Source organism: Shewanella eurypsychrophilus (assembly GCF_007004545.3).
Taxonomy (GTDB): Bacteria; Pseudomonadota; Gammaproteobacteria; order Enterobacterales; family Shewanellaceae; genus Shewanella; species Shewanella eurypsychrophilus.
Window position 1 is genome coordinate 5,222,486 of the sequence record NZ_CP045503.2, and the last position, 23,562, is coordinate 5,246,047.

Sequence of the window (23,562 nt, forward strand, 5' to 3'; positions counted from 1 at the left end):
GGGATAACATATAAAATAAGTTTTGACTTACGTCAAAAAAATGACGTATCATTTTCTTCTTTTTATCCATAGTGATAGATACCCGTTTGCCTTTAAATTAAAGTCGAACCAAAAATAAAATAACAAAAACCACGCCTAAATTTATCAATTGAACCACCGAGCTCATTAATAAGTGTTATCTTGAATAGATGGGCAGATTAGGATGTTTAAAACGATAATGCCGATCCCAGTATTAATATGCGATGACTCCGCACTAGCAAGAAAGCAGATGGCAAGAACGCTTCCCAAAGAGTGGGACGTCGATGTCACCTTTGCAAATAATGGTGCAGAAGGCATAGAAGCCATCCGCGCGGGAAAAGGCGAGGTAGTCTTTCTCGATCTGAATATGCCTGTAATGGATGGTTATGAAGTATTACAAACCATTCAACAAGAAGATCTGCCTGCACTTGTCATTGTCGTCTCCGGCGATATTCAGATTAAAGCTCACGAACGAGTAAAAGCACTCGGTGCTTTGGATTTTATTCAAAAGCCTGTCAGTGCCGACGCCATCAGTAATATTTTACAAGAATACGGTATTCTCACCATTGCCTTAGGTGATGAAGTCGCTGACAGTCCAATGATAGAAGTTGATCTTCGTGACGCCTGTCAGGAAATCGCTAATGTCGCCATGGGGCGTGCTGCCGATCTGCTCGCTAAATTACTCGATGTATTTGTCTTACTACCTATCCCGAATGTTAATGTGCTCGAAGTCAGCGAGCTGACCATGACGCTCAAGGCCACTGAAGAGCACAGTAAAATTTCGGCTCTATGTCAGGGTTTTATCGGTGCTGGAGTTGCGGGGGAGGCCTTACTGCTATTTCATGACTCGTCATTTAAAGATATGGCCAAATTAATGGGGCTCGAGAATCCAGAAGATCAAAATACTGAAATGGAAGTCATGATCGATACGGGTAACGTGTTGATCGGTGCCTTTCTTAACGGTATCTCTGAGCAACTGCATATGAAGTTCAGCCAAGGTCACCCAGTTGTTCTCGGTCGCCACTGTACCGTGAACGATCTCATCCATGATAATTCTGAGAAATGGTCCCGTACTTTAGCGATGGAGATTAACTATCGGATCGAACACCACGATATTCAATGTGACCTGCTCCTGCTGTTCACAGAAGATTCATTACCGACGCTTAATTATAAGCTCGGTTATCTGTTAGATTAAGTTGGGCCTATCTATGTCACATGACCGAAGCGCAATGAACGAACTCCACTGGTTGATCGATATGGTTCAAACCATTGAAGTTGGCCTAGTGGTGCTAGATAAGAATTTTGATATACAGCTTTGGAATGGCTTTATGGAGAACCATAGTGGTGTATCTCCAAACTCCATTAAGGGAAGCAATCTATTTGAACAGTTCGACTATCTGCCTGCCGACTGGCTAAAGCAGAAGATGGAATCGGTATTTCTTCTTAAAAACCGCGCTTTTATCAGCTGGGAACAGAGACCTTACGTTTTTAAGTTTAAAAATTATCGTCCAATTACCGGGCGAGCCGATTTCATGTATCAAAATGTCACTCTACTGCCCTTATCTTCTCTTACAGGACAAATCACTCATATTAGCTTAATTGTGTATGACGTCACTGACGTTGCCATCAATAAACTGCAGCTTAAAGCGGTCAACGAACGACTAGAGCACTTGAGCCAAACCGATGGACTCACTCAGTTACACAATCGCAGATACTGGCAGATATGCATGCAGAAAGAGTTTGATCGTCATGCCCGCTATGGCGATGCTACCAGCTTAGTCATGTTTGATATCGATCATTTTAAAAAGGTCAATGACACTTATGGCCATATGGCTGGCGATAAAGTGATCCAACATATCTCGCATATCCTCAAACAGTCATTACGTGAAACAGACTGCGCTGGACGCTATGGTGGTGAAGAATTTGCCGTTGTTCTAGCTAAAACCAGTGCAACCGATGCGTTAACGTTTGCTAATCGATTAAGACAAAAAATTGAAAATACCGCGCTAGTCTTTGAAGGGAACTCGATCAAAGTCACCGTGAGTATGGGCATTAGCGATCTACATGAGCAGGTAGAAAATAGTGGCCAATGGTTATCTTTTGCCGATCAAGCACTTTATGAAGCTAAAGAAGCTGGCCGTAATCAATGCATGATCTACAAGGCTAAATAATCGATACCGGGACCAGAGTCCTGAACATTGAAGCATAAAAAAGGCCCACTACCCGGGCCTTTATCATTGTCTAAAACTAAAGCCTACAAGGCTTAGTCTAGGTTATCTTCATCAAGCTCTTCGTCCTGCTCATCATCACGTACTTCACCGTTCTCATCGATAAAGTAAGTACCCCAACCGTCATAATCAACTTTTTGCTTTTTGGCTAGCTTAAGTAAGCCTTCACATGCTTGATCAAGCAGTTCAACTTCAAGTTTATGGCTTGCAACAGCATCAAAGCAGTAGATAACAGAGCCATCTTCTAGCTCCATCTCTTCGGCATCATTGACTTCAAAACCTTGCTTAAAAGCGTCAACAGCGGCTTTCTCAAGACGATCGAAGTTAGTTGATGAAAAATGATGCTCAATTGTGTACTCGGCATCAGGCTCTGAACCGTCACCAAGAATAGCTTCGACTATTTCTTGATTTTCCTGTTTCTGTGCCTCTAGTAAACGCTCAATTGACATGGTGACTCCCAATAAAATAACTGCGGGGATTATATCTTATCCCCAGAGCAGTTCAAAGTACCGCTAGAGGCAATAAAAAGCCTCCATATAGGAGGCCGTATCTATTAGCGTCTTTTTAGATGCTCAAACCATTACTTAGCCATTAACGCTGTGGCCTCTTGATTAAGCTGCGTTAATCTCGCTGACATAATCGTATGAATACGAGAAGACAACTCTTTCACTTGATTCTTCGCGAGTCCCTTTGTCTCAATCGGGTCCATCATCTCTATGATAACGACACCATTGTTCCAACGGTTCAGCTTAATATGCCCTTGATTGGACGCTAAAACTGGCACCATAGCAACGCCCGCTTCAATCGCAGTATGAAATGCGCCTGACTTAAACGGTAATAAACCTTTACCACGAGATCGGGTACCTTCTGGAAATATCCAAACTGAGAGGCACTTATCTTTAATTTTTTTAGCCGTTTGAGCCATGGTTTCAAACGCTCTATTACGATTCTTTCTATCGATAAGAATGTTTCCAGACAACCAATATATTTGGCCAAAGAAGGGGACCCATGCCAGACTCTTCTTACCTAAACTTACTGTTCCTTTAGGAACCGCAGCTGTATGTGTAAACATATCAAAGTTATTTTGATGATTAGCCAGATAGATACAAGGCTCTTCTTGCACCTTAGCTTCAGGCTTACGAACGATAACTTTAATACCGAGTACAGGAGCTGCATAAGAAAAAATCTTAGCTAACATGTGTACATTGTCACGATGGCGCGGTCGCATTAAACAAAAAAGACCACCAAAAACAAACGCTAGCAAAAGCATTACAGCTAATATCAACGATCTGAGGATTAAAAGCACAACTATCTCCCTTGATTCCAGTCGCGACAGTATAGCCAGCAAGCAGATTCGACTCAATATAAGTTTACATATGTAGTCTGAGATCCGATGACACTAAAATAATGTTCAGACACCCATTCCAAGATCCGATCCCATAACGGTATTGTTTACATACCCAGTTTGAGATACGACTCATCGTTCCATAGTAGGACACCAGAGACATTTGAGTCTAACGCTTCTGACTTAATTAGCATGTCATTTATTACGAATTTACTACGCTAGTCGCAGTTTTCTGCTTAGGTTTTATCGCCAAAACAAATCTGAACAAGATAGCACTAACAGCCAGCGTCGCCACAATGGCGGCTCCGCTCGGCAGGTCTAATGTCGCCGATAAAATCAAGCCAAAGATATAGCCCATCAAACCCACAGAATATGCCGCCACCAACCTATACTTAGAGCCAAATTTATTGACCGCCAATGCCGGTAAAATCAAGGTACTAAAGACTAAGTAGACTCCAACCAGTTCGACAGATAACGTAATGACAATAGCGAAGAGTATGTAGAAACCACTGCCATCGAGCAGTTTAGGTTTTAAGTAAATCACTGACAGTATTATAAAAGAAACAATAGCAGGAAGAATAAGTTGAGACCAATTCACCCACAATATTTGGCCTGACATCAGCTGTTTAAGCATCTCAGCACCATGAGGGTCGTTAGACAACATCAACATAGCGGCAACGGCAGCAAGCACATAAAAGCAACCAATAATAGCTTCTAGCTCATCGGCCATACACTTAGATAACCAAGCGATAAATCCTGCTCCAGCAAGAGCAAATAAAGCCGGCATCCATACATTGGAAAATGGCAAGTGCTCAATATCATGGTTAAGGTGAGCGACGATAGCCCCCAATGCCGCAACTTGGGCTATGGCCAAATCAATAAAAATAATACCGCGTTTTAATACCTGCTGGCCAAGTAAAACATGGGTCGATAAAACTAATACACCCGCAGCTAAAGCGGGTAATAAGATTGAAATTAAATTGATATCGAACATAGGCGAATTCTCGCTTATTGTAATAGAAAATAAGGGCAGCCGATAACTCAGCTGCCCTTATGCAGATTGCTCTAGCGAGTACTTACATCCAACAAGAGATCTAACACACTGTCATATAAGCTAAACAGATCTTGACTCTGATCGTTGCCACCCACTGACATAGGGAGCACCTGAACTGGCAGATTGGCACGTTCGCCTAACCAGTTCGCCCCACGTTCGTCTTGGTAAGAGGCCACAATAATCGCCATCACATCACCCGCTTCGGTACGTGTCAGCAAGCTAGCAAGATGACTGCTACTCGGTGGCAGACCTGGCTTAGGCTCTAAATCGGCAACCTGCTCAATTCCCACCCAAGTAAACAAATATTTAAAGCTTGAGTGGTAAGCGATAACTTTCTTGCCTTTCAAAGGCTCAGCTTTCTTTTCCCAAACAGGAATCGCTGCTGACCATTTATGGCTAAAGCTCTTCAGCGCAGATTCATAGCTGGCTTTTGAATCAGGATCGATGGCAATGAGCTTAGATGTCAGGCCTTGTGCCACCTGCAACATTCTCTCGGGAGAAAAGTGTAGATGCGGATTTCCTTTAGCATGAACATCACCCATGCTGCGGTCTACGGACTTAAGTTGATCGATTGTCTCCACTTGCTCCGCAGCATAAAATAACCCCTGATCCGTTGAACGAACCTTAGCGTTAGATGACTTCATTTGCAGCATAGGCAGCCAACCAATTTCCAAATCTGCACCAGCACAGACAGCGATATCCGCCTGACGCATTTTAGCGATTAGACTCGGTCTGGCTTGAACCTGATGGGGGTCCTGCATCGCGGTCGTCGCCGAATAGATTCTGGCACTAGGTGCCAGCTCCTTTGCCAGAGCCGCGTACTCAGGTTCACAGGCAAAAATATTTAACTCGGCAGATGCGATACTCGAATAACTCACTACTACTGCGGCTATCGCCGACTTTACTAACTTAGAATTGATGCGCACCGTGAGCCCCCAGAGTCATAACATATTGAAGAGTTAACACATTGTCATCTTCGATACCGAAGTAGTTTGTGCCTTGTTGATTGGTGTACTGCAGGCGAACCGTAGAAAAATGACTGTGGTGCCACGCTAGGCTCACTTCCGTTTCCTTTAACTTCTGAGGGTCGAAATGATCGCCATGAAGCTCCTGCACATCGGTTTCACCATAACGAACACCAGTCGACCAGTTAGGGCTAAGCTGATACACACCGCTTAGATACCAGCCCTGCATATCATCGACACTGTCTGCAGAGTGCACATCTGTATCATGACCATCTTCCAGCGGCGCAAAGTCGGTAACTTTGAAGTACTCGCCACTGACTGTTAGATGTTGGTATTTGTAGTTACCATTCGGCGCCCATTTATAGACAAAATCGGCAATATAGGTATTTTCGCCAGTAAATGTTGCACTATGACTATGATCATCATGGCCAGCCTCAAGTGCTGCATGATCTTCATGTTCACCCTCTACCATACGGCCATTTTCGTTGCGCATATAGCTTAAACCAGCCTGCCATGAGCCATGACCAATATCACCACCAATCTTGGTATACGCGGTGTAAATACCTATGTTCTTATAATCGCGCTCAGCATGATCATCATGCTCTTCGAAATGCTCGTCACTTTCACCACCAGCGGCACGCATGTTATCGCCCTTAAAGCTCTCAAGTCCCATGGTCCAGTAAAGGTCTGTCGGCGCAACATAGTTAACACGAACACCATCGTCGAAATAATGGCTACCTAAGAAGGCACGGTACGCAGCAGGACGATCGGAGAAGGCATCGGTATGAACATGTTGGTTATTCAGGTAACCGACATCCGATAGGAAACGACCAGCACGGATAGAAAAACCACCAGGCATAGCCAAGGTTTGAATAAATGCTTCCTCTAGACCAAGTTCAGTTTCGCCATCATGCATCTCAATAACAGCGGTTAACTTACCGTAAAACATATCATCAATATTGGCGCTCATAGCGAGCTCAGTATGACCTAAACCGAAGCCTTCACCACGCTCTGCCATCGGTCGCTCTGTGTTTTGGTAATAGCCATCGAGTACTGCACTGATAGCTGGGTTTGTCAGTGTCGGATTATCAGCAAAAGCCGAAGTCGAAAAAAGGGCGCATGCAGCAGCGACGCAAGATATGCGTTGATTTAAAACAGTCATTTGTCTCTCCAAAATACAACAATTGTCCCCTAACATTCTTATGAATATTAAGTAATTAGGTGCTAGGTGGACATAATCAAAAAAATTATTACAAAGTGCTGAGTTAACAAATTAGCTGAATCACAAAAGTAATTTAGAATAGCCTAAACTAGCTTTGCAAAATCAATTGAGCACAAGAGCCCGCTAGCGTCTCTTGCTACAACTGAAAATACAGTTAAAAAAGTTAACGAAAATAATTTAATTTACGCTGCTGGAGGCGCGCGGCTATGGAAAAAACTAACGTGTGACGCTTTATGTTCACATAACAGAAAGGAAACGGTTTCGAAGGTCTGGGTAGATGCCTGTAAACTAAAAGGCGTTGTAGGTAATAGCTTATTGAGCTGATGCTTATGGAAACATAAGGTACATTCACCTTGCGCTCCATGATCAATATGCTCAACGCTATGGACTGAGGCAGCAAATGACAGGCAGATCAATATGGCTGAAAGCCATATTGCAATTCCTCGTCTTATACTGTTACTGACCATAAATACCGCCGTTAAAAACCCTAGTAAACCTCTTATCTCTATGTCGATACGAGATAAAATCGCGGTCAAGTTTATGCAAACAGCGAATTAAGTCAAGTTACCCTTTTAATAAAAATAGCTAATATTCATGTTATAAATGTAAGAAAAATACATGCAACATATGCTAAACCTCGTGAATCAGTAACAAAAATCAAGTTAGATAACATGATCAAGGTCACTTAAACTTGGATCATAATTAATACTGATTTAAGCTCTAAAGTCTAAAATTGCAACAGATAAGCCAATAAGCCTAATCCTATTGAGCTGAGATTTAACCCATGGGGGGAGTACAGATAATGTTAAAATTCTTACAAGAAAACGGCAAGATGATCTTTTGGACAACGTTTTTCTTTATCGCTATCGGCGGTGGCATCTATTATGTCGATGCTGCATTAGAAGCTCAGGTAACAGTTATCAACTAGCAACTAGCAACTAGTTAACTGGAATTGCAGTGATGTGGCCATCACTGCAATTTGTATTCTTTCGCCTTCAAACTGCTGTAAACCTCAGAGTAAGCAAGACAAGTCTATCAAATTTAATCTAAATCCATCATTTCTAGTCTATCGATACTTCTGCCGATGCTCACTGTCATCAACCACTTCAACTTCCGGAGCTTCTGCCACCTTGAGGTGATCCATCAGATGACTCACCAGCAAAACTATCACTGACACTATAGCCAATGGCGTTGTTATGTTGCGCATATCGGCTTCAAAATATCCATAAACCAATGCTGCAACACCAAAATAAAAGGCAAGCATCTTTAAACGAGTCAAGATCGGGTTTTTCCCCAACCACGCAGTGCAGTGCGGACATTGAACCTGAGCATTAAGCCCTTTACCACGTTGGTTTTTAACGGCATTGACACCGAATGGCTTACAACAATGAGTACATAACACAAGCAGGCTCTCTAAGCTTAGAAATTCGGTGACAAAGTTTAGCAGAAACGGAGGGGGAAATAAGCTTTCGTTTCTCAAAAAACCTCATTGCAGACTTCCCATAAATGGATCTGTTGCCCATTTATTTTAAAATCAAATAACGATAATTTGTTAATGAGAATTTACAGGCACTACTGCAAAGTAATATTATAAGCGCCTACAAAAGTAACAGGATTTACCTATGTATCGCACGCTCATCATAATGATGCTCGCCATCTGCTCTGTCTCGGTAACTCAGGCATATGCAGAAGACAGCAAACTTGCTTTAGAACTTAGTGCCCTACAGCAATCTATCGACCGTGACGTAAGCCAATTACGTTTAGATCAAGGTGAGCTTTCGCAGTTTACCGAATACCGAATTAAGCAAAAAGCAGACAAACTGCATCAAAAACTCAAAGAACAGATGGGAGTTACACCATTAGATATTGAGCTACTCACCCCTTATGTCACAGAGCAGATCAAGTTTCTTCAAGCCGTTGATGCCCACTATGCAGCGAGTATCACTAATCTCAAGTCTCAGCTTGGCAAAGGTAATGATGCCGAGATCATGATGCTATTTGCTAACAGAGAGATGGAGCGTGATGACCTACTCCAAGCTAAGTTAGACGTTTTGACTTGGGCAGAGCAACTTTCAATCAATACAGGTGATATGAAAGCTCAGTTCACGGCAAATCTGTTACAACGTGCCGATACCTTAGATAGTTTAGTGCATTACACTCAAGATAAATTGAAAGTAGCAGTGGCGGATGCAAGCTTAGCGGGTAAGGATGTCTCGAGCGAACAAACGGTTAAAGTCACTCAGCTTAACGAAAGGCTGAGCCATAGCAGTTCTAGCTTAGGTGTCGCAGTCGAGCTGTTAGATACATTAGGACAGGATACTTCAGAGCTGAAACAAACACTGTTTAGTACTTCCGGTGATATTACTCAAGATGTCCTTAACCTAGATGTTGCCAGCAGTTTAATTGAACAGTGGTTTACTAGCGCAAAAACTCAGGCAATGGAAAATGGTCCGAGTGTGGTATTTAAGCTATTTATCTTCTCCTTGATCCTATTACTATCTAGCCTAGTTGGTAAAGGCGTAGAGAAGCTCGTCAAGAAGGCTGTAAGCAACTCAAAGCTTAAGTTCAGTAAATTACTGCAAGACTTTTTTATCTCACTGTCTGGTAAGGCCGTATTCACGATCGGCCTGCTCATTGCCCTGTCGCAATTAGGCTTCGAGCTCGGTCCATTGCTAGCAGGTTTCGGTGTTGCTGGTGTGATCATAGGTTTTGCATTACAAGATACCTTGTCTAACTTTGCATCTGGCATGATGATCTTAATCTATCGTCCTTACGATGTCGGCGACCTGATCAACGCGGCAGGTGTCACAGGTAAAGTCAGCCACATGAGTCTAGTATCCACCACGATAAAGACCTTAGATAACCAGAGACTGATTATTCCGAACAATAAGATCTGGGGCGATACCATTAACAACATTACCGTCGAGCATCAAAGACGGGTAGATATGACGTTTGGCATTGGCTATAGCGATGATATCGAAAAAGCGGAGCGTGTCCTCAAGGAGATCATTCAAGCACACCCTAAAACGCTTCAAGAGCCAGAAGCTATGGTAAAGCTGCATACTTTAGGCGAGTCTTCGGTAGACTTTATTGTTCGCCCTTGGGCAAGACCTGAAGACTATTGGGATGTTTATTGGGATATCACCCGTGAAGTGAAAATGCGCTTCGATCAAGAGAACATCAGCATTCCGTTCCCACAACGCGACGTACATATTTATCAGAACTAGTTAAATTTAAGTTCTAGGATCCAGATCCTAGGAACTTAAGCCTAGGAACTTATTTTACGCTAATCCAACAATTTCGTCTTGTTCGTTGATATCGATATTCAAGTATCCCGGCTTTATTCCAAGACCCGGCATAGTCATCACTTTACCGACAAGCGCGGTAATAAAACCTGCACCAGCATTGATTTTAAACTGAGTAATTGGCAGTTCAAAGTCAGCGGGGATGCCCTTAACTTTCGGATCGTGACTAATTGATAATGGTGTCTTTGCTACACAGATAGCCAGTCCATCCAGCCCCATGGTTTTTATCTGAACCAGTTGCCGCTTAGCCTCATCGGATAGCTTGATGCCTTTAGCGCCATAACCAGACTCGGCAATCGTAAGCAGCTTAGCCTCAATGCTCGCCTCTAAGGGATAGAGAAATTTAAATTCAGAGACCTGATCTGTGGCATCGGCAACCATTTTGGCCAAGGCTTCAGCTCCTTTAGCTCCCTTTGCAAATGCCTCACTAATTTCACAACCAAAAGCCGATGTATCGCTCACAGCCGATTTTAACCAGCTAATTTCAGATTCGGTATCAGTTGGAAAACGATTAATGGCCACAACGACAGGAACACCGTATTGGCTGACATTATTTATATGCCATCTAAGATTAGCAAAACCCGCCTGTAGACGGAGCATATCTTCCTCGTTGATATCGAGTTGAGATGTTAACCCTGAGTTAGCCTTGAGCGCTTTTAGGGTAACGACCACTACCGCGGCATCAGGCGCTTTCCCCGACTCTCTCACCTTGATATTACAGAACTTTTCAAATCCCATGTCTGAGCCAAAGCCACCCTCTGTGACCACAAACTCAGATAACTTAAGTGCGATTCTATCGGCTATAATGGATGAATTCCCATGGGCAATATTGGCGAAAGGCCCCGCATGAATCAAACAAGGATCACCCGTTAACGTCTGCATCAGGGTAGGCTCAATGGCTTGGCTTAATATGACGGTCATCGCGCCTGCGACACCAATATCTTCCGCTGTGATCGGCTTGCCCCGAACATCTAACGCCAATATCAGTTTAGCGATGCGCTGACGCATATCTTTAAGATCTCGACTCAATGCAAGGATAGCCATAATCTCAGAGGCCGCGGTAATATCAAAACCCGAGTCATGAATCGGCCCATTATTGTCGCCAAACCCTACACTGATATTTCTCAGACTGCGCTCATTATGATCGACAACACGACGCCACAATATCTGCTTAGCAGATATATTCAACGGTTCGCTGCCAGCTTGCTCAATATAGTCTTCTCTGGATAGTCGGCTCTCATGAAAAAGGCAGGCATCGATGGCTGCTGCAGCTAAGTTGTGAGCGCTGCTGACCGCATGAATATCTCCCGTTAGGTGAAGATTGAGTTCCTCCATGGGCACAACCTGAGCTAGCCCCCCTCCTGCCGCGCCGCCTTTAATACCAAATACAGGTCCCATGCTAGGCTGACGAATACAAGCCGTCGCTCGCTTGCCTATGGCATTTAAACCTTGAGTCAGCCCTATGCTTGTGACTGTTTTCCCCTCACCAAACGGAGTCGGTGTCACGGCAGTGACAATCACCAATTTGCCTTCTAGGTTATCATCGAGACGCTTTAAAACTGATAGATGTACTTTGGCTTTCGACTCACCAAATGAGGACAGTTCGCTAGGTTCAAGACCCAGTTTATTGGCTATATGTTTGATGGGACGAAGTGTTGCTTGGCGTGAAATCTCAATATCTGACAGCATTCTATTGCTCCTCTTATTAGAGATGTATAGGGTAAGCGACCTATAATAGGAGCCAAGAATATAGTTGATCTCGGTGGCAGGCTAAATAGCTAAACCGTGATTAATGCTGCTTAGTTAAGCATTCATGAATCCAAATCAATAAATGGTAATCTAGTTGAATAAATTAACGTCGGATTAAGGAAAGGGTATGGCAACGACATCAGAATCTCACCGTCAGGTACTTATCGACACACATTCGCATCAGCCTCAAATTAAACTCTCTGATTTCATCGCTGGTTTTTGGCGAATGGATAGCTGGGATATGTCTGCTCAGCAAAGGATCCAACTCATCGAAGCCTATATTGATCTCGGAGTCACCAGCATGGATCATGCCGATATATACGGCCAATTCCAGTGTGAAACTTTATTTGGCGAAGCGCTGGCCCTAAAGCCTTCGTTGCGAGAGCAGATACAGTTAATCAGTAAATGCGGGATTAAACCCGCTTTCGATTCGATGCCTGAGCGCTATGTTAATCATTATGATACCAGTAAAAGTCACATCTTAGCCTCAGTCGATAACTCTCTCACTCGATTACATACAGATCGACTCGATCTACTGTTGATCCACAGACCCGATCCCTTGATGAGTGCCCACGAAGTGGCTGAAACCTTTAACCAACTCAAGCTAAGTGGCAAGGTTATTCACTTTGGCGTATCTAATTTTAGCCCTGCACAGTTCGATTTACTTCAGTCCAGTCTCAATCAGTTTGATATCAGTCTAACGACCAATCAGATAGAGATCTCACCACTGAATATGAGCAGCCTTAACGATGGTACCTTAGATCATTGCCAGCAACATCATATCTCCCCTATGGCATGGTCTTGCTTAGGTGGGGGGAATATATTTACCGGCAAAGATGAGCGCTCTATCAGGCTGAGAAAGCAGTTACATAAAATTGCCGATGAACATGGGATCCAAGATATTAGCCAAATTATCTATGCCTGGATATTGGCACTTCCCTGCCAGCCTAAACCTATTATCGGCAGTAGCCAGCCCCATAGAATAGAGTCAGCGATAGCGTCTAAAGCTATCAAACTAGACAGACAGCAATGGTTTAGCATCTGGCAAGCCTCAACAGGACATAGCGTACCTTAAAGTATGATTTTAGTTTTCCTCTATGTAGCTAAACCTATAGGTACTAGGTACTAGGTACTAGAGGTTGTTACACCGCTTTATTACAGATAGCAAAAAGGCGCCTGTAGCGCCTTTAAAATGAGTCAGTCATGAGTGTGAAGACTACAAAAAGCTGATCTGGCCAGAAAGATGCGGTCGACGACCTCGTGCATCTCTAAGCTCAAACATGAGATTATCTTCATCGATTTCAGTATCGAAGCTTACATCCGACGGCATAAACAGAGGCAACTTGAATGCCACATCGACTGTACAGGGGCGATCACCAATTTGTGGCATCATCTGAGCGATACAGCGAGCTTTAGACCACATACCATGGGCTAACACGCGGTCGAAACCGAAACGTTTTGAGAGTACAGGATGCAGGTGAATAAGATTGTAATCACCCGATGCTTTAGCATAGCGACGCCCAAGGTCCTCGGCTAGACTCCAGGTCTCAGCAGTATCCCAAGCCATGGCATTCGCTTTAGGTGGGCGCACACGGCGCTTACTGTTTTCGATGCGATAAAGGTAAGTCGACGAAGATTCCCACACCAATGTTCCATCAACAAAAGCTTTCGATACAAGCTCAAACTCCAAACCTGAATCCGTCACTGTACTCGTCGTTAGCATACATTCAATATCAAATTTCTCATCGATACTTAAGCCACGGTATTGGGTGATACTGTTTCTGAGATGTATCATGCCAAGCAGAGGGAAAGTGATCGCTTCATGAGTAAAAATAACCGCGTGTAAACGGAAGGCCATCACGTACATATAGGTCAATGGCAGGTTTTTACCGTCGAAATCGAAGCCACACACTTGAGAATATTGTGTCACTTTATCTGACGATAAACACACATTAGAACTTGAGACATAGATCTTCGGCAGTGGCAGCTCATTCCAACCAGGCTTGCGCCCGAAGAAGATCTTACGATAGAGGGAAAACAGAGAAGGCATCGCCTTCAATTCAATCGAATAATCATTTTCCACGTTAACCGAACCTTTCAAATTTCAACTCACCAAACCAATTTCTAGCTGGCGAGTATACCTTAAAGTCTGTCGGCGTGTGTTAAATTCAAACATATTTAATCTGTTTTAAAATTATTTGAGCGTACAGATGACTTAGAGGGAATAGCTTAACAAGACTGATTATAAGAGCAATTAAGCTAAGTTTAACAAGGCTCTTAGCGAGGTTAACTAAGAGCATACTCGTTAAAATCAAAACAGTTCGACCTGATTATCCTCTTGCTTCTTAACGATTTGCTTCAAGTAGACTTTTTCTTCTGACATCATCTGATCGATGCGTGCAGGTGATAAACGCTTTAGCAAAACTTTACCGCTGTTAGGGTGAAATAACACCTTGCGTGGCCAAGGACCGCCTAAATCTTCTCCCTCTATGGCAATTCCTTCAGTATCTAAATATTCCTTCACAAATTCGATATTCGATTTACCCACATTAAGTACTGAGGATTTTGTCATCTGTGCACCGCCAAAGATTTTGGCCTTCAATCTTTGCCGCTGACCTCCAGCACTCAAGATACCATTGATAAGTTGCTCCATCGCCAAGTTGCCATAGCGACAAGAATAGCTCGTTAGTTGATGCCAATCTTCATGTAGCTCCTTTTCAGGAAGAAGGAAATGATTCAAACCGCCGATGCCGAGGAATGGGTCCCAGATACAGGCAGCCACACATGAACCTAATCGCGTAAAAATTAATTCGTCCTGAGAAGAGATATAGAAGACACCGGGATCAACTCTTGCTACAACCTTGCCATGCTTATTATCCCAATTCCTGGGTATTTCCTCGAAGCCTATTCGTGGTGGAGGTATTGCGACAGCTTGCATTCAGCCTCCTTGCTGTTTGATTCTCATGCTTAATGAGCCCCAAGTATAGTCAGTCAAATGCAAGCAAGCCCTAATACTTAGTCATTATTTATCCCAGTTAAATTTAAAGCGATTCAGTCGATAAATTTGAGGGTATGATTATTCGCATGCTTGCTGCCAGCAATTCTTTACCTTGGCCCCGTGCTGGTTAAGCTCAATGGGAACACTTCTTCCTCCAACAAGATGTCCAGCCCCTATGACGATAAACATCGGCTGCTTGGTGGAAGTATCTCGCATCAACTCTCTAATTTTTATTGCCATATTGACGTTACGTTGCCAGAGAAGCTTTTCTAACATTTGGGTGTCGTCGCCTTCTGACATCTGGCCTTCCATAAGATCGGCAATATGCTGCTCATCCCCACTTCGCCATGCGCTAACTAAGCCGTGCATATCCTCATCAGGGGATGCAATTGCTTCCCTTACCATTTCCCACTGGGAAGCTTCATCGAATGAAGCCAGTAACTTGAACTGGAATTCAGTACTTTCCAGTTCAAGCAAGGGTCTGCCCTTATTTTTTGATATCAACACTTGATCGACACCATAATTCGCACTGTAACCCAGCTCTTCGAATCTATTCATGCCCAGTTGCATTGATTGTAACCAAGGGGAAAAATTGGCAAGCGAGGCACATACATGAGCCTTTGTCTTACAATATTCTTCTAAAACGGCTTGAGTCTCCTCATCCATTTCTAATGGATGTAAGCCATATTTTTTTATTAATGCCATTATATCGGCACTGGCAGCATCGGCTTCGACCACCAGAGAAGCTGCAGAATCAAATTTAGACTCGATAATCTCAGCCATGGGATAAAAACTTGCTTCCCCAACGTGGATGGACCCTAGCAAATACGCCGTTTGACCTTGATACTCAACTTGGAAGAAGGGAGGTTTGTCATCAACAGCCGCTTGGATCGGTGAAATATAACCAGCACATAGCAGCGCCCCTAGAGCAAGTAATAACTTATATTGACTTGTTGCCATCTTATTAGCCCCTTATAATCGCGATAATTAAAAGTTTATCCAATGAGAGGCTGTTATGCCACACACACGTGTAATTGAACAATTAAAAGAAAATCTACAATCAGCCTACCGCAAGTCCATCGATGCAGATGGCAAGCTTGATGAACTAAAGAAAGCGGGTCATGTGAAGTTCAATACTATTTTCAGTCAAAAGGAAGGCTTCTCTGCCAGCAGCAATCGCTTCAAGCCTTATGTTCAAGAGCTTGCCGATGAATTAGACAAGTTGCCAACAGATCCAGACAAACTGCCTGCCGCGCTGGCTACGTTTGTAAAAAAACTCGCCACACTGATCCAGACATTGCAGGCGTTTAAAGAGCAAGCCAAATAGATATAAACATAAGTATGCAGCCACAAAAAAAGCTAAATAAGCCATAATCTTATTTAGCTTTTTAGATTAACCATAATCACTCATTTTTACATCAAGCGATAACTGCAATCACAGCTTTGGTTTTACCGTTTTTTTCATCCAATCAGCCAGTAGCTTATCTTCAAATCGTAATGGCTTATCATTCATTCTGCCAACTGTATGCATAAATCCTAGGTCGGTAAGTTTTTCATCGCCAACCATAACGACTTTATCCCCTTCTAGAATTGAATAACTGAAGGTGATACGTGGAGGATAGATATCTTGAATAACACGGATATCATTCATCGTCGCGCCAAAAGTGGGTCGAACATCACCAGCGAGATCCAGATCTGTCACGATCATCTCTAGCTTTTGCTCCGGCTTAAGGATTTTACCCGCCTCTTTATTGAGGTTTTTTGTTAAGGTTTCAAACGTACGAGCCTCATATCGAGACTGAATATCGCTTGCAGCCTTCACATCCCGAAAACTTTTGGGATCTTGCCAAGTGATCTTAACCATGCCTTGTTCGGTCACAGGGTTTTCAACCACCTCTTCAGCAACCGCTATACCTGAAAGCGCTGCACCAGAAACCATAGTTCCCGCTAATAGTAAGTGAGTAAATTTCATATGAGCCTCCTAGGGCTTAGTATTCTTTATGGCATTTATCGTACAAAATCTAACCTGAATATTAGCTTAATGCAAAATAAAAAATAAAAATTCAGTTGTATAGCACACCATTTATATAAGACCGTAACATGAATGAGTTAATTACATATTATTGATCAAAGTCTGTATCAAAATTTATCATGCCTACTTAGAATAAGCCCCAGCTATAAATATTCCTAACCAGAGAAATTATGAAAAACGCCTCCTCGATCATCTTTGTTGTCCTGATCTTTACGATCCTTGCGGCGACACTTTACCTTATAGCAGATTCAGAAAAGAGTCCGTCACCGGAAACCTGGTCCTCCTTTGTCTATACCAATGGTTACAATTCGGGGCGCTACAAAAAAGTTGATGATTTTGAAAGCTATCAAGCTTGCCGGGAGTTCTCATTAGAGAAATCATTCCAGTTTGAAAATGTTCCCTGGGAATGTGGCCTAAGATGTCGTTTTGATTCCAGCCGACAAGGGTTTCAGTGCGAAACGATGGAAAGTGATTAGCCCACTTATATTGAAGATGAATTCAGCCAATATTCAAGTTCACAGTGATAACATAGCACCAAATGTTCACCCTAGTATTATTGAGATTAACGATGACTTCATCACTAAAAAATATTCTAATGATTGCTCTATTGACCACATCTTCAATGGCAAGTGCCACTGAACACACCACATTGGATATCGATGAGAGCACTGCTACTGCCGATGAACTACTGGTTCAGTATGAAGCAATAAACGAAGAGATGGATGCTGAATCTCAATTGGAAAAAATTGAACATCAGCTAGATCAAGAAAATTTAGAGCTATTACAGCCTATCTGTATTGAATATACGATCGATATCGATACTGGTGAAGAACGCTGTACCTCGCAGTAATACCAAATTGGTATAATCCCCCCTATCCCTGACAAGTAGTGCGAGGCAAGCTCCTCGCTCGACTTATCACCTACTGATTGGTATTACATAACTTACCCCGCAACAAGTCTCCCAAAATTCAACATCGCCAACATTTAAGTCGCTCATTTTTCATTCAGCTTGGGTTCAAGGTTAACCGTATACCATACGAATCAAGTTAACGAGCAGATGCTCGGCTCTTACGAGAGATACTCTCAAAAAGAGAATTTAGACACTACCAGAGGATGACACCTCTTAACGGTTTTCGACATACCGTCTAAGAGTCAACGGTTCCGAACCTGGTCACGACTACTATTTTGGAGACAGTTTATGAGCCACTCAATCACAAAAACTAAAGTCAATTTCTCTGGTAAAATCGCACTTGCTTCAGTATTTTTGATCGCTGCAATGATCACAGGACAAGCCCAAGCGAATCAGTTCACACCATCGGAGCAAGTTGCTGTTGATCAGCATTTAGAAATTATAGCTAACCAACAAGAGCTTTCCGATGAAGCTATGATTCAGAATCAACAACAAGATTTTGATGCCGGACTAGAATCAGCAGAAGATAAGTTTATGAATAGTATCTGTGATGAACACGGACGTGAATATGATAATGCTACAGAGGTCTGCTACGAGCAGCAATAAACTGAAAGCAATAAAAAGCGAGGCTAACCTCGCTTTTTTGCTATCAATACGGTAGCAATTAAAATGGAAAACGCTGACTCAATTGCGGATATTCAAGCTTGAGTTGCTTCTTCTTAGTGGTAAATTTCTTCCCCTGAGGCGTCGCCTTACCTGAAGGTACAAAAGGTAACTCATCGCCTGTTCTATCTTCGAATATCTGACCTGCGATCAAATCATACTCATCTAGAAAAGGATAAGGATAAGGATAACCATCTTTCTCGGGCCACTCTGGCAATAGAGCCACATCATCTGGACTGGCCACAACTTTTTCATACCAGTCTTGCCCTAATGAAATCAGAAAACATCTAAACTCAGCAAAGGCATATTCAGAGTCACAACCTGTAATAATATACGCCGCCCCCCACACAGACCAAAAATAGCTTTTGCGCATCTGCTGTCCAAAAATCTTATCGAACTCTAGCAGGTCTTCATCACTTAATAGCTCAAGTTTAGCCTTGAGATTATCAGCTAAACTAACCTGATCTTGCGTGGCTGTTTCTCTTGTCACCAGTTGCCAAAACTCTGTTTCAGTCATCTTTAATGTCTCATTGAACTACTGCTTATGGCTATTCTAACCAATCCTAATACCAATCGGTATAAGAAAGTGGTCTGCATTTTCTTCAAAAAAGAGAAGACCTTCGAACCGCTATTATCATAAGCTAAATAAATACCGATATCGCTTTGACATGAATAACCGAGTTTCTTACACTCGCCCACTATTAATCTTACCCACGACCCCATGGCGAACTGAGAGATATTCAATGAAAAAACCACCTTTAGCTTTATCTATTCTCATGTTCCTTTACATCATCTTAGCTTCAGTCGCTCTGTTTAGAGCCATCAGTATTCAAAGTGTGGATCTATTTTCTTTGGGTGTGATCCCAGTATTAGTTGGGCTCATTTTAAGAAGTCGCTGGGCAAGTATTATTTTTAAAGTTTATCTCGCCATTCAGACACTCGGACTATCGGCACTCGGTGGAACAGCAATCATCGCCTACCAAATTTCACCCCAAGATGTGAAAGTTGTCATCGATGGCCATAATATTCCGGTTGCCGCCGTGGCAGCCATTGCTATTGTGCTGCTTGCCTTTCAAATCTACGTCGCATTAGCCGGCTCGACAAAGCAGTACCTTCAAGCAGAAAGAGTTATCAATCAAGATGACTAGCTTGCTATATAAACTGCTCGATAACTAGTTAATCTTCGCCATTGACACTCAATCGATAACGGCCATTTCTAGAGCCTATTTATTAACTAAGTGGCTGATGATTCGCCCAACAGACCCGTTTTGGTGATGATTTACTCAAAAATTGACCTGAAATGCTAATTCTACTACCTAAAATGCTTTAAAAGTCGTAAGTCTTATGGCATGTTACGTAGAGCAATTACTAAGTATCTAATGTGGTTAGCTTAATTAAATCTACGGAAAGAAGAGACGATTCAAATGAATAAAACTGAACTTGTTGCAAAAATGGCTGAAAGCGCAGAACTGACTAAAGCAGAAGCTGCACGCGCACTTAAATCTTTTGAAGAGACTGTGACTGAAGCAATGAAGAACGGTGATAAGATATCTATCGTTGGCTTTGGTTCTTTTGAGACAACTAACCGAGCTGCACGAACTGGTCGCAACCCACAGACTGGTAAAGAGATTCAAATCCCAGCAGCTACAGTGCCAAAGTTTAAAGCTGGTAAGACCCTGAAAGACAGCGTTAACTAAAAGCATGTACTGATTAAAAAAACCTCCTCTCTGGAGGTTTTTTTATGTCCTTTTATCAAAGCATTGCACAAATAACGGGCATGCTTGCGCTAAAATAATCCATCATCGACCCTTTCTGACAACTTAATATCACTAATTAGTTTAAATTCAGCATGTTATCTTATGGCACGATACTCGCAGCCTTTAGACCAAGTCCACTGCTAAATACCAATCGGTATATATAACAATTCAATCGCAGGGATAAATCACTAAAGGGAATGATCATGAAACAAGCATTAATATCTAGCTCCATCTTAGCTTCGACCATATTCATATCAGCATCTGCTGCGGCCACGGTCACTGGTAATGTCGGCGCAACGTCTAACTACTTATGGCGAGGCGTGACCCAAACTCAAGATACGGTTGCCGTACAAGGCGGTGTGGACTATGGGCACGAAAGCGGACTCTACCTGGGAACTTGGGCATCCAATGTAGATTTTGGTGATGATACCAGTTATGAGCTCGACTTCTATGGCGGCTATGCAGGTTCAATCGGTGAAGATTTTGGCTACGATATCAGCTATCTCTATTATGCCTATCCAGACAGTGATTCTAGCGTAGACTTCGGAGAGCTTACCGCTGCGATTAGCTGGAAATGGTTTAGCTTAAGCTATTCGCAAGTGGTTAACGCTAGCGACGATGTCGCCAGTGACCCTCTAGATAATACCGATATGAGTTATATTGATGCTGGAGTGAGCTTACCGCTTTCTGAGACCTTGTCGATTTCCGCACATTATGGCTACTCAACAGGCGATGTTGTCACCGCATGGTTTGACACAAGTAACTATGCCGATTACTCAATATCTCTCAATAAAGCGACTGATTTTGGCGATATTTCATTTATGCTCAGTGATACAGATCTCCAAGGTGATGATCCTAAAATTGCACTTGGATATAGCTACAGCTTCGATTTGTAATTTTTACAGATGATCTTTGGCAATACTATTAAGTTAGCGTTTGCTAAAATTGTGATCTGAACCCAGTTGAGTTATCGCTGCCATGGCGATAACTCTAGAAGATAAACATAATAAGCACATAAAAAACAGCAGCTAATCGTAGAACAGTCTCGAATAGAACCCGCATAAATCCTTTTTTTGGCTTCTGTAAATAATGTTAAATCGATCCCACTTTTCCTTTCAATAGCCTGATATCTTTCTTATCAGCGCTTACTAATATGATGCTGGATATTTGCCAACTCAACAGAGTTAACATCCTAATCTACGGCGCTTTTTTTAATAAAGTTCCTGACATATTGTCAGTCTCATTTTCTACTCTATGGCCATATTACCTAGCCATGAGTATTGCATAATTAAGGAGTTTTTATGGCTCAGATTATTGAACTTGTACCCAACGATGCAGAAATAGAAGCCTTCGCCGCCCCTAAGAATCAACTCGCAGCGGATGAATTGAAACATAAGCGTGAAGTCAAAAAACGTTTAGAAGTGTTACTCGCCGAAGCCGAATTACAACGTGCTATGGGTGGCGACTTTTACTGAACAAGATCGGATGCTCAAGTACTACAATCCCTGATAGCCTAAGCATCTAGAAGTGGCTTATATGGGGAATGACCTCAACAGTTAACATGTCGTCACTATAAGTTCGATGACATGTTTTCAGGCTATCTTTATTATCAAGATTTCAATCCGATTTATTTTTCTTGAGGTAATTAGCCATATCAGACATCTGGTTATGTTTAGCTTCATCGCTAGAATATGCAGAGTCTCGCTTCAACAAATGAGCCCCGGCTAGCTTGTCATTATCAAAAGACTTAAACCCTTTTGACACGGCAAGCATTAAATCCATAAAGGCGCTCTCTACATCCTTAGGCATAACTGATAGCATCTCTATCGGCCATATTCCTTCTTTGACATCAGCATCTAAAGCACTATCAATTTTCGCCTGAACATAAATATCGCTCGGTGATAAATCCAATAAATCACACCACGCCCACAGCACGGGAATAGTAAGATCTGTTTTATCCTCGACTAATTTCATATATGTGGGATAAGACAAACCCAACTCTTTAGACAAGTCCAACTTCCGCTTTCTAAACTCACCTTTGTCTGTCTCTCTGAGTAGCACACTAACCATCGAATGCTGAGTTGGTTTGAACTCTTTTGGCATTATCAACCCTTCTCTTCTTTGATATTCAGCTTTAGCTTTTTAGCTAATGGCTCAATGGCTGCGCCCTGCAATAAGACTGAAAACAGAACAATGAAGAAGACAACATGTACCATCTCAATAGCCCCTTCAACGCCAGCGGCTGCTGGTATAAGAGCGAACACGATAGGTGTGGCCCCTTTCAAGCCTATCGATGAGATAAAAAGTCGCTTCTTCCAGCTAGCCTCTCTAAATGGCAAATAGCATATCTGCACAGCCAGAGGACGAGCAACAAACATTAGCAGTGCTGCAGGAACCAAAGACATCATAAAGACTGAAAACAGCGTCTGAGGGAATATTTGTAACCCTAAGATAATGAACATGAGTGATTGAGCTAACCAAGATACGCTGTTGAAGAAATGCTTATTCACCTCTTTACCGCGAACGATGCCATTACCCATTACCACGCCAGCCACATAAGACGCGATTAAAATGTTCCCCCCAGCGAGGTCACTCCCATAGGCTGCAAGAATAAACGTGGCCAGCACAAATACCGGAATAAGGCCGTATTCCTTTAGCTTGATATGGTTAAGCAGCCATACCCCAATCTTAGCGATAACATAGGAAATTCCAATACCGAACACAATCTGTGTGACAAGCGTCAGCCCCATATCCAAGGGCGAAACTGGTGCATCGGGGTTAAGGGCTATGGCCGTTAAGATCACCACCATGACCAGAGCAACGGGATCGTTGGTGGCTGATTCAAATTCTAATACCGTGTCGGTCTTTTCTTTTAGCTTAAGCTTCTTCGATTCCAAAATAGAGAAAACAGCCGCTGCATCGGTGGAAGAAACCACTGCAGCAAACAATAGACAGAGCACAATACCCCATCCCATAAACAGGTAAAGGCAGAAGGCCAGTATCACAGTGGTAAAAAACACACCGAATGTGGCAAGTACCCCACCCTCTTTATATGCCAGTTTTATACTGGCTTTAGAGGTATTAATACCTCCGACAAATACGATTATGTTTAGGGCAACGGCACCTACTGCAGAAGTGATCTGCAAGTTGTCATACACAAAATCAAACTCGCCATTTCCTAGGCTCAGGCCCACACCCATGAAAATTAACAGTGAGGGGATCCCTAGCGTTTTCGATGGGTGGTGCAGCAATATCCCTACTGCAATTAATAGTGCTACTCCCAGCAGCATGATCTCAAACGACATTAAACCTCCAT

28 protein-coding genes are annotated in these 23,562 nt (G+C 42.7%); 13 read left to right on the forward strand and 15 right to left on the reverse strand.

Features of this window, described 5'->3' with window-relative positions:
• Positions 1–217 precede the first annotated feature (217 nt).
• Positions 218–1,213: a response regulator gene (locus tag FM038_RS22335; RefSeq protein ID WP_142873995.1), complete on the forward strand. Its 996-nt coding sequence runs from the start codon at positions 218–220 to the stop codon at positions 1,211–1,213.
• A 13-nt stretch (positions 1,214–1,226) separates the two neighbouring features.
• Positions 1,227–2,189, forward strand: a complete 963-nt coding sequence (locus FM038_RS22340) for a GGDEF domain-containing protein (protein ID WP_142873777.1) — start codon at positions 1,227–1,229, stop codon at positions 2,187–2,189.
• Positions 2,190–2,281: 92 nt separating this feature from the next.
• Here the strand turns inward: FM038_RS22340 and rraB are convergent, their stop codons facing one another.
• From rraB to FM038_RS22370, 6 genes are all read right to left on the reverse strand, one after another.
• Positions 2,282–2,695 carry a ribonuclease E inhibitor RraB gene (gene rraB / locus FM038_RS22345; protein ID WP_142873776.1) on the reverse strand — a complete coding sequence of 138 codons (414 nt, stop codon included), beginning with the start codon at positions 2,693–2,695 and terminating at the stop codon, positions 2,282–2,284.
• Positions 2,696–2,826: 131 nt separating this feature from the next.
• Positions 2,827–3,552, reverse strand: a complete 726-nt coding sequence (locus FM038_RS22350) for a 1-acylglycerol-3-phosphate O-acyltransferase (RefSeq protein WP_142873775.1) — start codon at positions 3,550–3,552, stop codon at positions 2,827–2,829.
• 241 nt (positions 3,553–3,793) lie between these two features.
• Positions 3,794–4,585, reverse strand: a complete 792-nt coding sequence (locus tag FM038_RS22355) for a metal ABC transporter permease (RefSeq protein ID WP_142873774.1) — start codon at positions 4,583–4,585, stop codon at positions 3,794–3,796.
• 71 nt (positions 4,586–4,656) lie between these two features.
• The gene (locus FM038_RS22360; protein ID WP_185965825.1) at positions 4,657–5,571 is read right to left on the reverse strand and encodes a metal ABC transporter solute-binding protein, Zn/Mn family; all 915 of its coding nucleotides are present in this window, start codon (positions 5,569–5,571) and stop codon (positions 4,657–4,659) included.
• The gene (locus tag FM038_RS22365) at positions 5,555–6,772 is read right to left on the reverse strand and encodes a hypothetical protein (protein ID WP_142873773.1); all 1,218 of its coding nucleotides are present in this window, start codon (positions 6,770–6,772) and stop codon (positions 5,555–5,557) included. The genes FM038_RS22360 and FM038_RS22365 overlap by 17 nt, the downstream gene beginning before the upstream one ends.
• Before the next feature lie 242 nt (positions 6,773–7,014).
• Positions 7,015–7,299: an ABC-type zinc uptake system zinc chaperone gene (locus FM038_RS22370; protein ID WP_142873993.1), complete on the reverse strand. Its 285-nt coding sequence runs from the start codon at positions 7,297–7,299 to the stop codon at positions 7,015–7,017.
• 335 nt (positions 7,300–7,634) lie between these two features.
• Between FM038_RS22370 and FM038_RS25345 the strand changes: the two genes are divergently transcribed.
• On the forward strand, positions 7,635–7,760 hold the full coding sequence (locus FM038_RS25345; protein WP_272877520.1) for a hypothetical protein: 126 nt from the start codon (positions 7,635–7,637) through the stop codon (positions 7,758–7,760).
• Between the two features lie 138 nt (positions 7,761–7,898).
• On the opposite strand, the gene FM038_RS22375 is transcribed toward FM038_RS25345, so the two are convergent.
• On the reverse strand, positions 7,899–8,234 hold the full coding sequence (locus FM038_RS22375) for a hypothetical protein (RefSeq protein ID WP_142873992.1): 336 nt from the start codon (positions 8,232–8,234) through the stop codon (positions 7,899–7,901).
• 220 nt (positions 8,235–8,454) lie between these two features.
• On the opposite strand from FM038_RS22375, the gene FM038_RS22380 reads away from it, so the two are divergent.
• Positions 8,455–10,059: a mechanosensitive ion channel family protein gene (locus tag FM038_RS22380; protein WP_142873772.1), complete on the forward strand. Its 1,605-nt coding sequence runs from the start codon at positions 8,455–8,457 to the stop codon at positions 10,057–10,059.
• 54 nt (positions 10,060–10,113) lie between these two features.
• Here FM038_RS22380 and FM038_RS22385 read toward each other — a convergent pair whose 3' ends face one another.
• On the reverse strand, positions 10,114–11,826 hold the full coding sequence (locus FM038_RS22385) for a formate--tetrahydrofolate ligase (RefSeq protein ID WP_142873771.1): 1,713 nt from the start codon (positions 11,824–11,826) through the stop codon (positions 10,114–10,116).
• 187 nt (positions 11,827–12,013) lie between these two features.
• Between FM038_RS22385 and FM038_RS22390 the strand changes: the two genes are divergently transcribed.
• Positions 12,014–12,961, forward strand: a complete 948-nt coding sequence (locus FM038_RS22390) for an aldo/keto reductase (protein WP_142873770.1) — start codon at positions 12,014–12,016, stop codon at positions 12,959–12,961.
• 141 nt (positions 12,962–13,102) lie between these two features.
• Here the strand turns inward: FM038_RS22390 and FM038_RS22395 are convergent, their stop codons facing one another.
• The 3 genes from FM038_RS22395 to FM038_RS22405 form a co-directional block, all read right to left on the reverse strand.
• On the reverse strand, positions 13,103–13,936 hold the full coding sequence (locus tag FM038_RS22395) for a MaoC family dehydratase (protein ID WP_185965834.1): 834 nt from the start codon (positions 13,934–13,936) through the stop codon (positions 13,103–13,105).
• A gap of 261 nt (positions 13,937–14,197) precedes the next feature.
• Positions 14,198–14,824: a chemoreceptor glutamine deamidase CheD gene (locus FM038_RS22400; protein ID WP_142873768.1), complete on the reverse strand. Its 627-nt coding sequence runs from the start codon at positions 14,822–14,824 to the stop codon at positions 14,198–14,200.
• A gap of 138 nt (positions 14,825–14,962) precedes the next feature.
• Positions 14,963–15,844 carry a TraB/GumN family protein gene (locus tag FM038_RS22405; protein ID WP_142873767.1) on the reverse strand — a complete coding sequence of 294 codons (882 nt, stop codon included), beginning with the start codon at positions 15,842–15,844 and terminating at the stop codon, positions 14,963–14,965.
• Between the two features lie 55 nt (positions 15,845–15,899).
• Here FM038_RS22405 and FM038_RS22410 point away from each other — a divergent pair, with 55 nt between their 5' ends.
• Complete coding sequence (locus FM038_RS22410; protein WP_142873766.1) at positions 15,900–16,211, forward strand: prephenate dehydrogenase; 312 nt, start codon at positions 15,900–15,902, stop codon at positions 16,209–16,211.
• A 108-nt stretch (positions 16,212–16,319) separates the two neighbouring features.
• On the opposite strand, the gene FM038_RS22415 is transcribed toward FM038_RS22410, so the two are convergent.
• Positions 16,320–16,856, reverse strand: a complete 537-nt coding sequence (locus FM038_RS22415) for a DUF3016 domain-containing protein (protein ID WP_142873765.1) — start codon at positions 16,854–16,856, stop codon at positions 16,320–16,322.
• A gap of 230 nt (positions 16,857–17,086) precedes the next feature.
• Here FM038_RS22415 and FM038_RS22420 point away from each other — a divergent pair, with 230 nt between their 5' ends.
• From FM038_RS22420 to FM038_RS22430, 3 genes are all read left to right on the forward strand, one after another.
• Positions 17,087–17,392 (forward strand): hypothetical protein, encoded by a 306-nt coding sequence (locus FM038_RS22420; protein ID WP_142873764.1) that lies wholly within the window; start codon positions 17,087–17,089, stop codon positions 17,390–17,392.
• 92 nt (positions 17,393–17,484) lie between these two features.
• Positions 17,485–17,766 (forward strand): hypothetical protein, encoded by a 282-nt coding sequence (locus tag FM038_RS22425; RefSeq protein ID WP_185965824.1) that lies wholly within the window; start codon positions 17,485–17,487, stop codon positions 17,764–17,766.
• Between the two features lie 348 nt (positions 17,767–18,114).
• A complete protein-coding gene (locus FM038_RS22430) occupies positions 18,115–18,432 on the forward strand; it encodes a hypothetical protein (RefSeq protein WP_142873762.1) in 318 nt (105 codons plus the stop codon).
• A 58-nt stretch (positions 18,433–18,490) separates the two neighbouring features.
• On the opposite strand, the gene FM038_RS22435 is transcribed toward FM038_RS22430, so the two are convergent.
• Positions 18,491–19,006: a DUF4240 domain-containing protein gene (locus FM038_RS22435; protein ID WP_142873761.1), complete on the reverse strand. Its 516-nt coding sequence runs from the start codon at positions 19,004–19,006 to the stop codon at positions 18,491–18,493.
• A 226-nt stretch (positions 19,007–19,232) separates the two neighbouring features.
• Here FM038_RS22435 and FM038_RS22440 point away from each other — a divergent pair, with 226 nt between their 5' ends.
• From FM038_RS22440 to FM038_RS22455, 4 genes are all read left to right on the forward strand, one after another.
• The gene (locus FM038_RS22440; RefSeq protein ID WP_142873760.1) at positions 19,233–19,637 is read left to right on the forward strand and encodes a hypothetical protein; all 405 of its coding nucleotides are present in this window, start codon (positions 19,233–19,235) and stop codon (positions 19,635–19,637) included.
• Between the two features lie 276 nt (positions 19,638–19,913).
• Complete coding sequence (locus tag FM038_RS22445; RefSeq protein WP_142873759.1) at positions 19,914–20,186, forward strand: HU family DNA-binding protein; 273 nt, start codon at positions 19,914–19,916, stop codon at positions 20,184–20,186.
• 263 nt (positions 20,187–20,449) lie between these two features.
• Complete coding sequence (locus tag FM038_RS22450) at positions 20,450–21,142, forward strand: TorF family putative porin (protein WP_142873758.1); 693 nt, start codon at positions 20,450–20,452, stop codon at positions 21,140–21,142.
• Positions 21,143–21,547: 405 nt separating this feature from the next.
• Entirely contained in the window at positions 21,548–21,721 is a 174-nt protein-coding gene (locus FM038_RS22455; RefSeq protein ID WP_185965823.1) for a hypothetical protein, read from the forward strand.
• 142 nt (positions 21,722–21,863) lie between these two features.
• On the opposite strand, the gene FM038_RS22460 is transcribed toward FM038_RS22455, so the two are convergent.
• Both FM038_RS22460 and FM038_RS22465 read right to left on the reverse strand, forming a co-directional pair.
• Positions 21,864–22,349, reverse strand: coding sequence for a helix-turn-helix domain-containing protein (locus FM038_RS22460; protein WP_142873757.1), 486 nt, complete (start codon positions 22,347–22,349; stop codon positions 21,864–21,866).
• A 2-nt stretch (positions 22,350–22,351) separates the two neighbouring features.
• Positions 22,352–23,551 carry a potassium/proton antiporter gene (locus tag FM038_RS22465; protein ID WP_142873756.1) on the reverse strand — a complete coding sequence of 400 codons (1,200 nt, stop codon included), beginning with the start codon at positions 23,549–23,551 and terminating at the stop codon, positions 22,352–22,354.
• Between the last annotated feature and the right edge of the window lie 11 nt (positions 23,552–23,562).

Excerpts from the sequence above, each read along its gene's own strand:
- FM038_RS22335 (WP_142873995.1), top strand. The coding sequence starts at position 218 with ATGCCGATCCCAGTATTAATATGCGATGACTCCGCACTAGCAAGAAAG.
- FM038_RS22340 (WP_142873777.1), top strand. The coding sequence starts at position 1,227 with ATGTCACATGACCGAAGCGCAATGAACGAACTCCACTGGTTGATCGAT.
- rraB (WP_142873776.1), bottom strand. The coding sequence starts at position 2,695 with ATGTCAATTGAGCGTTTACTAGAGGCACAGAAACAGGAAAATCAAGAA.
- FM038_RS22355 (WP_142873774.1), bottom strand. The coding sequence starts at position 4,585 with ATGTTCGATATCAATTTAATTTCAATCTTATTACCCGCTTTAGCTGCG.
- FM038_RS22365 (WP_142873773.1), bottom strand. The coding sequence starts at position 6,772 with ATGACTGTTTTAAATCAACGCATATCTTGCGTCGCTGCTGCATGCGCC.
- FM038_RS22370 (WP_142873993.1), bottom strand. The coding sequence starts at position 7,299 with ATGGTCAGTAACAGTATAAGACGAGGAATTGCAATATGGCTTTCAGCC.
- FM038_RS25345 (WP_272877520.1), top strand. The coding sequence starts at position 7,635 with ATGTTAAAATTCTTACAAGAAAACGGCAAGATGATCTTTTGGACAACG.
- FM038_RS22380 (WP_142873772.1), top strand. The coding sequence starts at position 8,455 with ATGTATCGCACGCTCATCATAATGATGCTCGCCATCTGCTCTGTCTCG.
- FM038_RS22385 (WP_142873771.1), bottom strand. The coding sequence starts at position 11,826 with ATGCTGTCAGATATTGAGATTTCACGCCAAGCAACACTTCGTCCCATC.
- FM038_RS22390 (WP_142873770.1), top strand. The coding sequence starts at position 12,014 with ATGGCAACGACATCAGAATCTCACCGTCAGGTACTTATCGACACACAT.
- FM038_RS22395 (WP_185965834.1), bottom strand. The coding sequence starts at position 13,936 with ATGCCTTCTCTGTTTTCCCTCTATCGTAAGATCTTCTTCGGGCGCAAG.
- FM038_RS22400 (WP_142873768.1), bottom strand. The coding sequence starts at position 14,824 with ATGCAAGCTGTCGCAATACCTCCACCACGAATAGGCTTCGAGGAAATA.
- FM038_RS22405 (WP_142873767.1), bottom strand. The coding sequence starts at position 15,844 with ATGGCAACAAGTCAATATAAGTTATTACTTGCTCTAGGGGCGCTGCTA.
- FM038_RS22410 (WP_142873766.1), top strand. The coding sequence starts at position 15,900 with ATGCCACACACACGTGTAATTGAACAATTAAAAGAAAATCTACAATCA.
- FM038_RS22415 (WP_142873765.1), bottom strand. The coding sequence starts at position 16,856 with ATGAAATTTACTCACTTACTATTAGCGGGAACTATGGTTTCTGGTGCA.
- FM038_RS22420 (WP_142873764.1), top strand. The coding sequence starts at position 17,087 with ATGAAAAACGCCTCCTCGATCATCTTTGTTGTCCTGATCTTTACGATC.
- FM038_RS22425 (WP_185965824.1), top strand. The coding sequence starts at position 17,485 with ATGACTTCATCACTAAAAAATATTCTAATGATTGCTCTATTGACCACA.
- FM038_RS22430 (WP_142873762.1), top strand. The coding sequence starts at position 18,115 with ATGAGCCACTCAATCACAAAAACTAAAGTCAATTTCTCTGGTAAAATC.
- FM038_RS22435 (WP_142873761.1), bottom strand. The coding sequence starts at position 19,006 with ATGACTGAAACAGAGTTTTGGCAACTGGTGACAAGAGAAACAGCCACG.
- FM038_RS22440 (WP_142873760.1), top strand. The coding sequence starts at position 19,233 with ATGAAAAAACCACCTTTAGCTTTATCTATTCTCATGTTCCTTTACATC.
- FM038_RS22445 (WP_142873759.1), top strand. The coding sequence starts at position 19,914 with ATGAATAAAACTGAACTTGTTGCAAAAATGGCTGAAAGCGCAGAACTG.
- FM038_RS22450 (WP_142873758.1), top strand. The coding sequence starts at position 20,450 with ATGAAACAAGCATTAATATCTAGCTCCATCTTAGCTTCGACCATATTC.
- FM038_RS22455 (WP_185965823.1), top strand. The coding sequence starts at position 21,548 with ATGGCTCAGATTATTGAACTTGTACCCAACGATGCAGAAATAGAAGCC.
- FM038_RS22460 (WP_142873757.1), bottom strand. The coding sequence starts at position 22,349 with ATGCCAAAAGAGTTCAAACCAACTCAGCATTCGATGGTTAGTGTGCTA.
- FM038_RS22465 (WP_142873756.1), bottom strand. The coding sequence starts at position 23,551 with ATGTCGTTTGAGATCATGCTGCTGGGAGTAGCACTATTAATTGCAGTA.